The sequence below is a fragment of the Kitasatospora sp. NPDC048296 genome, assembly GCF_043201815.1.
Classification (GTDB): domain Bacteria; phylum Actinomycetota; class Actinomycetes; order Streptomycetales; family Streptomycetaceae; genus Kitasatospora.
In genome coordinates, this window is record NZ_JBICZB010000045.1 from 1 (window position 1) to 10568 (window position 10568).

General features: G+C 72.5%; 12 protein-coding genes. 1 reads left to right on the forward strand and 11 read right to left on the reverse strand.

The window, feature by feature from the left end; all coding sequences use genetic code 11:
- Positions 1-253: 253 nt before the first annotated feature.
- The 3 genes from ACGF12_RS24500 to ACGF12_RS24510 all read right to left on the reverse strand — a co-directional run bounded on the left by ACGF12_RS24500 (position 254) and on the right by ACGF12_RS24510 (position 2846).
- On the reverse strand, positions 254-904 hold the full coding sequence (locus tag ACGF12_RS24500) for an AAA family ATPase (RefSeq protein WP_393033872.1): 651 nt from the start codon (positions 902-904) through the stop codon (positions 254-256).
- Between the two features lie 122 nt (positions 905-1026).
- Positions 1027-1704 carry an NAD(P)H-binding protein gene (locus tag ACGF12_RS24505; RefSeq protein WP_393033874.1) on the reverse strand — a complete coding sequence of 226 codons (678 nt, stop codon included), beginning with the start codon at positions 1702-1704 and terminating at the stop codon, positions 1027-1029.
- A gap of 98 nt (positions 1705-1802) precedes the next feature.
- Positions 1803-2846, reverse strand: coding sequence for a zinc-dependent alcohol dehydrogenase family protein (locus tag ACGF12_RS24510; protein ID WP_393033877.1), 1044 nt, complete (start codon positions 2844-2846; stop codon positions 1803-1805).
- A gap of 108 nt (positions 2847-2954) precedes the next feature.
- On the opposite strand from ACGF12_RS24510, the gene ACGF12_RS24515 reads away from it, so the two are divergent.
- Positions 2955-3866 carry a LysR family transcriptional regulator gene (locus ACGF12_RS24515; protein ID WP_393033880.1) on the forward strand — a complete coding sequence of 304 codons (912 nt, stop codon included), beginning with the start codon at positions 2955-2957 and terminating at the stop codon, positions 3864-3866.
- Here the strand turns inward: ACGF12_RS24515 and zwf are convergent.
- From zwf to ACGF12_RS24555, 8 genes are all read right to left on the reverse strand, one after another.
- Positions 3858-5252, reverse strand: coding sequence for a glucose-6-phosphate dehydrogenase (gene zwf, locus ACGF12_RS24520; RefSeq protein WP_393033883.1), 1395 nt, complete (start codon positions 5250-5252; stop codon positions 3858-3860). The genes ACGF12_RS24515 and zwf overlap by 9 nt on opposite strands.
- Before the next feature lie 63 nt (positions 5253-5315).
- On the reverse strand, positions 5316-6542 hold the full coding sequence (locus ACGF12_RS24525; RefSeq protein WP_393033886.1) for a cytochrome P450: 1227 nt from the start codon (positions 6540-6542) through the stop codon (positions 5316-5318).
- 39 nt (positions 6543-6581) lie between these two features.
- Positions 6582-7976 (reverse strand): NAD(P)/FAD-dependent oxidoreductase, encoded by a 1395-nt coding sequence (locus tag ACGF12_RS24530; protein ID WP_393033889.1) that lies wholly within the window; start codon positions 7974-7976, stop codon positions 6582-6584.
- Positions 7966-8193 (reverse strand): ferredoxin, encoded by a 228-nt coding sequence (locus ACGF12_RS24535; RefSeq protein WP_393033892.1) that lies wholly within the window; start codon positions 8191-8193, stop codon positions 7966-7968. The genes ACGF12_RS24530 and ACGF12_RS24535 overlap by 11 nt, the downstream gene beginning before the upstream one ends.
- 144 nt (positions 8194-8337) lie before the next feature.
- Positions 8338-8916, reverse strand: coding sequence for a thiamine pyrophosphate-dependent enzyme (locus ACGF12_RS24540; protein ID WP_393033895.1), 579 nt, complete (start codon positions 8914-8916; stop codon positions 8338-8340).
- Positions 8913-9428 carry a thiamine pyrophosphate-binding protein gene (locus ACGF12_RS24545; protein ID WP_393033898.1) on the reverse strand — a complete coding sequence of 172 codons (516 nt, stop codon included), beginning with the start codon at positions 9426-9428 and terminating at the stop codon, positions 8913-8915. Before ACGF12_RS24545 ends, ACGF12_RS24540 begins: the two co-directional genes overlap by 4 nt.
- Positions 9429-9458: 30 nt before the next feature.
- Positions 9459-10232 carry a thioesterase II family protein gene (locus ACGF12_RS24550; RefSeq protein ID WP_393033902.1) on the reverse strand — a complete coding sequence of 258 codons (774 nt, stop codon included), beginning with the start codon at positions 10230-10232 and terminating at the stop codon, positions 9459-9461.
- A gap of 109 nt (positions 10233-10341) precedes the next feature.
- Positions 10342-10557 (reverse strand): MbtH family protein, encoded by a 216-nt coding sequence (locus tag ACGF12_RS24555; RefSeq protein ID WP_393033905.1) that lies wholly within the window; start codon positions 10555-10557, stop codon positions 10342-10344.
- Between the last annotated feature and the right edge of the window lie 11 nt (positions 10558-10568).

The following is a 10568-nucleotide window of genomic DNA, read 5'->3' on the forward strand; positions in this document are numbered from 1 at the left end:
TCCGGCGTCGAACCTCGGGCAGCGGGTGCCGCAGATCCCGCAGCTGCGACGCGCCCGGGACCTGGGCCGGACTGCGACCACGATGACCTGCGACTCTCCTCGAACCAGACGTCCTGTGGAACCGCCTGCGCGCATCCGACCAACGCGTTCAATACCGTGGTGAACCGCACGCCGTTCTCCCTGCACCCCAGATCACGAGTCTCGACACCTCAAGATCTGCACAGGGGACGGCGTGTACTGCATCAGGCGCTCCTCAGCGACCCACAGATGGAGCAGAAGAGCCCCATATCTCCTCCCTGCCGCAGCCCGCCGATCCCGCGGCTGCCGCGAGGGACAGCGCCAGCGGCTTGCCTCCGGCGAAGCGGAGCACCCGCTCCCGCAGCTCGGGCCGGATCCGTGCCGCGACCAGCAGGCTGCGGGCCTGCTCCTCGGAGAACGGGTCCAGTTCGGTCACGTGCAGGAGTTCGGACCAGGCGGGGTCGGCGGCCCACTGCGGCTGCGGAGCGAGCCGGCCGGCCAGGACGACCAGGGTGCCGTCCGCGGCGCGGGGCAGGAAGCGGTGCCACAGCCAGCTCTCCAGCCACTGGCAGTGCTCGAAGGAGTCCACGAACAACACCGTGCCGGGAACGGTCAGGAAAGGGCCGGCCGCGCGCTCGAAATCGGCCGGGTCCCGGCTGACGAAGCGGCCGTCGAGTTCGACGAGCGGTCGGCCCGCCGCACGGGCGTGGTCCGCCAGATGACGCAGCAGTGTCGACTTCCCGATGCCGCCCGGCCCGAACACGTAGAAGGCGAAGGGCGCGTGCGGATCACCGGTCAAAGCCTCCCCGAAGCGCTCGAGTTGCTCGTCCCGGCCGATGAACGCCCGGACGCGCGCAGTGCTCAGTCGCTCTCCCACGGACACCATGACGGCTCCCGTTCCCCTGTGTGCCAGCGACGGATTCCGCCCCCGGAGCCGCCAATCCATGGGGATCCTACAAAGGCCTCGGGTGTGTCGGCGACTCGTGTGACGCAGGGCTGCCGCTGCCGCTACCGCGGCATGCCCGTGCGCTCCTGCGCGGCGCGCGACACCGCCGCGGGAATCGGGTGTTCGCCGGCCGCGAGTTCCAGGACGAGTCCTGCCGTGGCAGGAGTGTCGAGCAGCGCGACCAGGACCCGGGCGACGTCGTCGCGGGTGACCTCGCCGATGCTGCGCTCCGCGGTGAGGCGGACCGTGCCGGTGCCCGGCTCGTTCGTCAGGGCGGCGGGCCGCAGGACGGTCCAGTCGAGGTCCTGGGCCATGAGGTGCTCGTCCGCGGCGGTCTTGGCGTTCACATAGGCCGCCCACACGTCGTCGGCCTGTGCCGGGGGCGGACTGCCCGCGCCGCGGGTGGAGACCATCACGTACCGGCGCACCCCGGCCCGCAGCGCCGCCTCGGCGAGGAGGACGGCGGCCTGGTGGTCGACGGTGTGCTTGCGGGCAGCCCCGCTGCCCGGCCCCGCCCCGGCGGCGAAGACCACGGCGTCCGCCCCGGCCACGACCGCGGCGACGTCCTCGCGCGACGCCCGCTCGAGGTCACGGACCACGGGCTGCGTGCCGTCCGCCAGCAGGTCGCGACTGTGGTCCGGGTCGCGGACGATTCCGATGACGCTGTCGCCGCGAGCCGCGAGCATCCGGCCCAGGCGCCGGGCGATCTGGCCATGGCCGCCGGCGATCACGATCTTCATGCAACTCTCCTCGGAACGGAGGACCAGGGTGGAGCGGGTGCCCGGGGCGGTGCCTCGTGTGCGGCACCGCCCCGGGGCGCCATGGGTGTGGCGGGACGTCAGAAGGCGACGCGGACCTTCAGCGCGGTGCGGTCGTCCATCGCCCGGTAGCCGTCCGGGACTCCGTCGAGGTCGACGGTGCGGTCGAAGACCAGGCCGGGGTCGATCGCGCCGGACAGGACGTCCGGCAGCAGCTCGGGGATGTAGGCGCGGGCCGGGGCGACACCGCCGCGCAGCGACACGTTCCGGTCGAACATCTGGCCGATGGCGATGCCGGCGCTGCCGCCGTGCGGCACGCCCACGTAGCCGACCGCGCCGCCGTCGCGGGTGATCGAGATCGCCGTCCGCATCGACTCCTCGGTGCCGACGGCCTCCAGCACCGCGTGGGCGCCCTGGCCGCCGGTCAGCTCCCTGACCGCCTCGACGGCCTCGTCGCCGCGCTCGGCGACCACGTCGGTGGCGCCGAAGGCGCGGGCGATGGCGGTGCGCGCCTCGTGCCGGCCCAGCGCGATGATCCGGCCCGCGCCGAGCCGCCGGGCGGCGAGCACGCCGCACAGGCCGACCGCGCCGTCGCCCACCACCGCGACGGTGGCGCCCGGACGCACGCCGGCCGTCACGGCCGCGTGGTGGCCGGTGCTCATCACGTCGGACAGCGCGAGCAGACCGGGCAGCAGCTTCTCCTCGCCGGCGGTCTCCTTGGGCAGCTGCACCAGGGTGCCGTCGGCGAACGGCACCCGCACCGCCTCGCCCTGGCCGCCGTCGGAGCCGACCTCGCCCCAGAAGCCGCCCTGCGGGCAGGAGGTGTGCAGGCCCTCGCGGCAGAAGTCGCAGCTACCGTCGGACCAGACGAACGGGGCGACCACGAAGTCGCCGGGGCGGAAGTCCCGCACCTCGGAGCCGACCGCCTCCACGATGCCGAGGAACTCGTGCCCGATCCGCTGGCCCGCCGTCCGGGTGGCCACGCCGCGGTACGCCCACAGGTCGCTGCCGCAGATGCAGGCGTTCACCACCCGCACGACCGCGTCGGTGGGGTGCCGGACGACCGGATCCGGCACCTCCTCGATCCGGATGTCGTTGGGGCCGTGGATCACGGTGGCACGCACGGAACTCTCCTGGCACTGCTCGGGGTCTGGGCTGGAGCAGCCAGGGTCTCCGGGGACGTGCCCCCGTGTCCAGCTACATCTCCTACAACTCGTCTTTAAGATGGACTGATGCTCGATGTGCGACGACTCGTTCTGCTCCGTGACCTGGAGGTGCACGGCACGGTGACCGCCGTGGCCGATCTCCACGGCGTCACGCCCTCCGCCGTCTCGCAGCAGCTGCGGCTGCTGGAAGAGGAGACCGGAACCCGCCTGCTGGAGCGCACCGGCCGTTCCATCCACCTCACGGCCGCGGGCCGTCGGCTGAACAGGGACACCGAGCACGTGCTCGCGGCTCTGGAGCGCGCCCGCATCCGGCTGCACACCGAGGCCGAGAAGCCCGCTGGCCCCCTCGGTTTCGCCTGCTTCCCCAGTGCCCTGGCCTCGGTGGCCGCACCGCTGGGCAGGGCACTGGAAGAGACCTGTCCGGATGTGCAGCTCCACATCACCGAGGCCGAGCCCGAGGCCGCCGTACGACTGCTGCTCCAGCGCCGTGCCGACCTCGCCCTCGTCTACCGGTACGACAACCTGGCCACGTCCCCACCCGTGGGCGTGGAAACCTGGACGCTGCGAACCGACCCCCTGGTCGCCGTCCTGCCCCGCGACCACCCCGCGGCCCTGTCGGCCGGCTCTCCCATCGCCCTGCGGGAACTCGCGGACACACCGTGGACCACGGCCCCGGCGCAGACCGCGTGCGGAGACGCCGTCCTCCAGGCCTGCCGGTCAGCCGGGTTCACTCCCCAGGTGAGGAACATCTGCACCGACTTCTCCGCCATGATCGCTCTCGCCGGGAGCGCGGGCCACACCGCCCTGATTCCCCGCATGGCCGCCACAGACCTACCGCCCGCGCTGATCGCGCGACCGGTGACCGACGGCACCCTCGCCCGCACGATCGAGATCGCCGTTCGCCACGACACGGCACACGACCCCGCGATCGCCGCCTGCCTCACCACGCTGCGCACGCTCCTGCGGGGATCAGCGTGAGTGGAGCCAGGGGTCACGCCAACGCGGGTGGCCGACGAGCAGCTCGTCCGCGCCGGCCGGCCCCCAGGACCCCGGCTCGTACGGCTCCACCGGGGGCGGGTCGTCCAGCAGCGGCTGGACGATGCGCCATGTCTCCTCGACGCTGTCCTCCCGGGTGAAGAGGCTGGAATCCCCTTCCATGGCGTCGCCGAGCAGCCGCTCGTACGGCTCCGGTGCCTCTCCGAGCTCCTCGGAGAAGATCAGCGACAGGTCCACCGTCCGGGTCGCCTGGGCGCCGGGCTGCTTGGCCTGCACGATCAGGTCGATACCCGGGTCGGGATCGATCCGCAGGACGAGCTCGTTCGGGTCGGGCGCGAACGTCGGCGCGAACCCGAGCCCGGGGGGCTGCCTGAAGACGGCCCGTATCTCGGTGACCCGCTCCGGGAGGGCCTTGCCGGCCCGGATGAAGACCGGGACGCCCGACCAGCGCCAGTTGTCGATCTCCAGCCGCAGCGCGGCGTAGGTTTCGGTCCGCGAGTGCGGGCTCACCCCCGGCACGTCCAGGTACCCGTCGTACTGGCCGCGGACGTAGTGCCTCGGGTCCGCCGCCGGGATGGCCCGGAACACCTCCACCCGCTTGTCGCGCAGTCCGTCGGCGGAGGTGCTCGGCGGCTCGGCGGCGAACAGCCCGATGAGCTGGAGCAGGTGGTTCTGCACGACGTCGCGCAGCGCCCCGACCGGGTCGTAGAAGCTGCCCCGGTCCGCCACGCCGAAGTCCTCGGCCATGGTGATCTGCACGCACTGGATCCGGTCGCGGTTCCACAGCGGCTCCCAGATGGAGTTGGCGAACCGGAGGAACAGGATGTCCAGCGACGGTTCCTTGCCGAGGAAGTGGTCGATGCGGAGGATCTGCCGCTCCTCCAGGAGCTTGCGCAGCTGGGCGTTCAGCGCCCGGGCCGACGCCAGGTCGTGGCCGAACGGCTTCTCCACGACGACCCGGGCCCGATCGGTGAGGTGGGCACCGGCCAGGCCCTCGACGACGCGGCCGAACAGCGACGGCGGGATCTCCAGGTAGAAGACCGGAGTCCGCCGGGCCTCGATCGCCCGGGCGACGCGGTCATAGGTCCCCGGGTCCCCGAAGTCGCCGGAGACCATCGACAGGCGCTCCGCGAACCGCTGGAACACCTCCTCGGCGATCGTCTCGCCGGCGTCCTCGATGGCGCGGCGGGCGTGCTCCCGTAGGGTCGCGGCGGACCACTCCTGGCGGGCCACGCCGACGATCGGGCACCGGAGCAACCGGCGGCGCTCCAGGCGGTACAGGGACCGGAAGGTCATCTTCCTGGCCAGATCTCCGGTGATGCCGAAGATCACCAGGACATCAGCGGCGGTGCTCGCCGGTGCAGTCATGGCACTCCTCGTCGTCGGCCCCGGCAGCGTCGGGGTCACGGCAGGACGAACCGCTCCACCGCGTCAAGCCGTCAGGCCCTCGATCGCCACGGGAAGGTGGCGCGGGCCGCGCAGTACGGCGTTGGTGCGGTAGGGCGGCGGGTCCTCCAGCAGCCGGGAGAATCTGACCCGGCGGAACAGTTCGGGCAGAGCGAGCTGTGCTTCGATACGGGCGAGCGGCGCACCGAAGCAGTAGTGGATGCCGGTGTAGAAGCCCAGGTGCTGGTTGTCCTTGCGGTCGGGATCGAACCGGTCGGGGTCCTTGAAGCGCTTGGGGTCGCGGTTGGCCGCGGCCAGCATGAGCCAGACCGGCGAGCCCTGGGGGATCGTGGTGCCGGCGATGTCGATGTCGGCCAGGGCGGTGGTCCAGGTGACGAACTGGACCGGGGGCTCGTACCGCAGCACCTCCTCGATGAGCGGGACGACCAGGCCCGGCTCCTTCTGGAACCGCTTGAGGACGTCCGGGTGGCGCAGCAGCGTGAGGGTGGTGTTGGTGATCAGGTTGACGGTGGTCTCGTGGCCGGCGACCAGGAGCAGCACCGCGGTGGCCTCCAGGTCCGCCGGCGTCATGCTGCCGCCGGGACCGGTTTCGGGGGCGAGCGCGCTGAGCATCCCGGGGCCGGGGTGGCGGCGTTTGGTCTCGATCAGGTCGGACAGGTAGGCGCCCATGTCCTGGCGTGCCCGCTGCGCCTTTCCCTGGCCGTTGTCGCCGCCGGGGTGGGGATCGAGTGCGGACGTCAGGGCGTCGGCCCAGTCGTGGAAGCGCCGTTCGTCCTCGCGCGGTACGCCCAGGACCTTGCAGATGGCCGTGACGGGGAGGGGGTAGGAGAAGTCCTCGACGATGTCGACCTCGTCCTTGCCGTCGAAGGCGTCGAGCAGCTCGGTGACGACCCCGGCCAGTTCTCCGCGCAGGCCGTCGAGGAACCTGGGGCTGTGCGGAGGACCGAACGGCCGGTTGACGGTGTCGCGCAGCCGGTCGTGTACGGGCGGGTCCGTGAAGATGAAGCTGGGCGGCAGGCCGGTCTCCGCCGCCGGTTGCCCGATACGGGCGTAGCCGGCCGGACGGTTGCTCGTGTCGTTGCTCAGCCGCGGGTCGTTGGCCAGGCTCCGCACCTCGTAGTAGGTGCTGACCAGGTAGGTGCCGTCGTCCTCCCGCCGGACCGGTGTCTTGCGCAGTTCCGCGTAGAGCGGGTACGGATCGGCTCGATTGGCGTAGTCGGCGATCTGCGCGGAGATGCTACCGAGCGTCATGGTGTCTCCTGAGGGCTCCGGGCGGCACAGGGCCGTTGGTCAGGCATGCGGCGGAACGAACTCGACACGCCGCTCGCTCGGGGAATGGCCCGTCAGCGTGACGGTGGGCCCGTGGGTGGGCAGGTGGGGGTCGGGGAACGCCGGGTCGACCGGCTGCGGTGCTTCGGTCCGGCGGTCGACCACGCGGTACTCCGGCGGGAACGGCGCGGCGGCCTCGATCTGCTGCTGGTAGAACCCCAGCCACTTGGCTCCGTCGAAGGACGCCGCGGCGATGACCCGGCCGCGGTAGCCGTACACCGCGACGAACCGGTCCTCGGCGAGCGCCCCCTGGGCGACGAGCAGCTGGTCGCCCAGCGAGGGCACACCCACGGACTTGATGTTCACGCCGAACTGGGAGGACCAGAACATCGGCAGCCACAGGTGGGGACGGCGCTCGGGGCCCGCACAGATCATGTTGTGGGCGGCGGTCCCGGCCTGTTCGACCGCGTTGCCCCAGTGCTCCAGCGACAGGAACTGGTAGTCGAACAGCGGGTGCGGGCTGCGCGCGACGTCACCGGCGGCGTAGATGTCGTCGGTGACGATGCCGTTGACGTCGAAGACCCGGCACCCGGCGTCGCACGCGATCCCCCGGGGGCCCGCGGCCACCCCGGAGCCGGCGAGCCAGTCGGTGTTCCGGACGGCGCCGAGCGAGACGACCGCCACCTCCACCTCGATCGCCGAGCCGTCGGACAGATGGGCGCGCCTGAGCCGTCCGACGTAGTCGCCCTCCAGGGCGGTGACGCTGATGCCGCAGCGCAGATCGACTCCCTTCCTGCGCTGCAGCCGGCCGGCGGCCTCGCCGACCACCCCGCCCAGTGCGCCCACCAGCGGTGCGGGGCCGCGTTCGGCGACCGTGACGTCGAGGCCCAACTCCCGGCAGGCGGAGGCGACTTCGGAGCCCGTGAAACCGGCGCCGATCACCAGCACCCGGGACACGCCCCCGGTCAGCCTCCGGTACAGGCGCGCGGAGTCGTCGCGCGTACGCAGCGCGAAGACCCCGTCAAGAGCGGCCTGTTCCGGGTGGAACCAGGGCCGCGCTCTGGTCCCGGTGGTGATCAGCAGACGGTCGTAGGCGACAGTGTCCCCGTTCGCCAGGCGTACCCGCTTGGCGTTCCGGTCCAAGCCCTCGGCGGCGACGCCCAGACGCCATTCGGCATCGATCCGGCGCCGCCGCGGCAGGGCGGTGTCCTCGGCCCGTGCCCGCCCGAGCAGCGCCTGTTTGGACAGCGGTGGCCGGTCGTAGGGCTCGTACGGCTCATCACCGATCATCGTCAACGATCCGGTGAAACCCTCCTCCCGCAAGGTCTCCGCCGCACGCAGACCGGCCAGCGAAGCACCGACGACGACGATGCGGCCCTCCCGCCGCAGAACCTCGACGTCCGTGTCAGCCGACATGGGGCTCCACACCCTTCGTCGGCTCGTCCGAGTAGTCGGCGAGGATGGCCTGGACCGGGCAGGCGGCAGCGGCCTTCTCCACCCGGTCGCGCTGCGCCTCGTCGAAGCGGGGGGAGAACAGCAGCGCCTCGTCGCCGTGCAGGGCGAAGACGTCCGGGGCGAGGAAGACGCACTGCGCGAACCCCTGGCACCGGTTGAGATCGACGACAAGCCTCATCTGGAACCCGCTCCCTGCACGGGCCGCGGCGGCCGAGCCCCGCAGCCGTCTGCGGTCGGTCCGTGTGGTCGGTGGGCATGCCTCACATTCAGGATCGAGCCTGCGCGGAGGCCTCGCAAGGGGAGGGCGGTCGAGGGTGGTCCGTCAGCCCACCGCGGCCGGTGCGAGGGAGCGGATGTGCCGGGTGAAGCGGGCTTGGTGGTCGGCGAGATCGAGATCGATCCGGGGTGGGACGCGGTCGTCCGGCTCGGTGAGCAGGCACTGGAGGAACGTCGGGGAGGAGCCGGCCAAGGCCGCCTTGAGCAGCTCGGTGAGCTCCTCGGGATTGTCGGTGCAGGTGGCGGACGGGTAGCCGCAGGCCCGTGCCCAGGCCGTCAGGTCGGTGCGCGCGGCGGGTGTGCGCTGGCCGCCGGTGGAGGCGTAGCCGCCGTCGTCGAGCACGAGGTGGACGAGGGGGAGGTCGGGGACGGCGCCGGCGGTGACCAGGCAGGTCGGGTTCATCAGCACGCTGCCGTCACCGTCCACGGCGACGGCGGTGGCGCCGGTCGTGAGGGCGATCCCGGTGGCGATGGAGGCGGCGAGGCCCATCGAACCGGTCATGTAGAAGTGGTTGGGCCGGTCGGCGATGTGCTTGGCGATCCGGCAGGAGTAGCCGGTGGTGAAGACGATCGGCTGGTCGGTGGTGGCCGCGATGATCGTGCGGATGGCCGTGGTCTTGTTCATGCTTGCCATCCGAAGAGCTGAGGGGTGACGAGAAGTGCGGCGGGCCGCTGCTGTTCGGCGACCAGTCGGTGGGCCCGGGTGACCTGGTCGGCCGCGCGGTCCGGGGTGATCCGGGCCGCGGGGATGCCGAGCCCGTCGAGGAGCGGCTCGGTGAGGCGGCCCATCACCAGGTTCTCGGGCGTCGGGTCGGGGTCGACGCCCCGGAGGCTGACGATCAGCAGCATCGGGACGCGGTACGGCACGACGAGCGAGGCCAGGGCGTTGACGGACTGGCCGAGCCCGGAGTTCTGCATCAGCACCACGGGAAGCCGGCCCGCGGCCGCGGCCCCGGCGGCCACGCCGATGGCCGCGTCCTCGCGCGGCACGGTGAGCAGCCCCGCGTTCTGCTCCAGGGCTTCGTAGAAGGGCTCCAGGATCCCGCACGGGGTGCCGAAGAACGGGGAGAAGCCGCGTTCGACGAGGAGGTCGGCGAGCGCGGTGGCGAGGCCGGCGTCGGAGGTCGTCGTGGTCAATCGAGGTCCTTGGGATGGGAAGGGTGGACGTCAGCCGGACAGCTCGGCCGAGATGGTCGCCAGCACGCTCGCGGCGGACTCCTCGGTGAGGAAGAAGTGGCCGCCGGGGAAGGTGTGGAGCGAGGTGGGCCCGGTGGTGACGGCGGCCCAGCGGCGGAGCTCCGCCGGGGTGACGGTGTCGTCGAGCCCGCCGAACACGGTGACCGGGCAGGTGAGCGGCGTTCCGGCGGGGCCGGCCGTTTCGTCGAAGGAGTCGCAGACGGCGTAGTCGGCCCGCAGGGTGGGCAGGACGAGCCCGAGCAGCTCGCGGTCGGCGAGCACGGCCTCGGGCGTCCCGCCCATCTCCCGCAGGCTGGCGACGAGTTCCTCGTCGGACCAGCGCGTCCGACCCGGCTTCGTGGGGCCGGAGCCGGGCCCTGCCGCGCCGCTGACCAGCAGTCGCGCGGGCGGGTGGTCGCCGTGGCGAAGGGCCGCGCGGGCGACGCCGTAGGCGAGCAGGGCGCCCATGCTGTGCCCGAACAGGACGTACGGGAGGTCGAGTCGGGGCTTCAGGGCGGCGTGGAGCCGGGTGACGGCGTCCTGGTAGGTGGTCAGACAGGGCTCGGCCAGCCGGGTCTCGCGGCCCGGCAGCTGCACGGCCACCAGCTCGACGTCCTCGGGCAGGGCGGCGGGCCAGGCGCGGAACAGGGAGGGGCCGGCCCCCGCGGGGTGGAAGCAGAACAGGCGCAGCCGGGCCGCCGGGCGCGGCAGCGGGGTGCGCGTCCAGGTGTCGGCGGGCGCGGTGGCGGCGGGGAAGGGCGGCATGGGCGGCTCATCCGTGGGTCGGGTGGCAGGGGGTCGGGCGGAAGGGTGTCGGGGCCGGGGGAGGCCTGGGCTCGGTGGCCCGGGCCTCCCCGTCGGCATGGGCCGGAGGTCAGCCGGCCTCGGCCATCGCCCGGATCAGGCTCGCGGGACGCATGTCGGTCCAGTTGGCCTCGACGTGGTCGAGGCAGGCCTGCCGGGTGTCGGGACCGTGGACGGTGGTCCAGCCGGCCGGGACCTCGGCGAAGGCCGGCCACAGGGAGTGCTGGTTCTCGTCGTTGACCAGCACCAGGTAGGTGCCGTCCGCGTCCTCGAAGGGGTTCGCCATGGGTGTGTTTC

Coding starts and splice junctions, on each gene's coding strand:
- ACGF12_RS24500 (WP_393033872.1), bottom strand. CDS start 904: ATGGTGTCCGTGGGAGAGCGACTGAGCACTGCGCGCGTCCGGGCGTTC.
- ACGF12_RS24525 (WP_393033886.1), bottom strand. CDS start 6,542: ATGACGCTCGGTAGCATCTCCGCGCAGATCGCCGACTACGCCAATCGA.
- zwf (WP_393033883.1), bottom strand. CDS start 5,252: ATGACTGCACCGGCGAGCACCGCCGCTGATGTCCTGGTGATCTTCGGC.
- ACGF12_RS24555 (WP_393033905.1), bottom strand. CDS start 10,557: ATGGCGAACCCCTTCGAGGACGCGGACGGCACCTACCTGGTGCTGGTC.
- ACGF12_RS24505 (WP_393033874.1), bottom strand. CDS start 1,704: ATGAAGATCGTGATCGCCGGCGGCCATGGCCAGATCGCCCGGCGCCTG.
- ACGF12_RS24515 (WP_393033880.1), top strand. CDS start 2,955: ATGCTCGATGTGCGACGACTCGTTCTGCTCCGTGACCTGGAGGTGCAC.
- ACGF12_RS24540 (WP_393033895.1), bottom strand. CDS start 8,916: ATGAACAAGACCACGGCCATCCGCACGATCATCGCGGCCACCACCGAC.
- ACGF12_RS24530 (WP_393033889.1), bottom strand. CDS start 7,976: ATGTCGGCTGACACGGACGTCGAGGTTCTGCGGCGGGAGGGCCGCATC.
- ACGF12_RS24550 (WP_393033902.1), bottom strand. CDS start 10,232: ATGCCGCCCTTCCCCGCCGCCACCGCGCCCGCCGACACCTGGACGCGC.
- ACGF12_RS24535 (WP_393033892.1), bottom strand. CDS start 8,193: ATGAGGCTTGTCGTCGATCTCAACCGGTGCCAGGGGTTCGCGCAGTGC.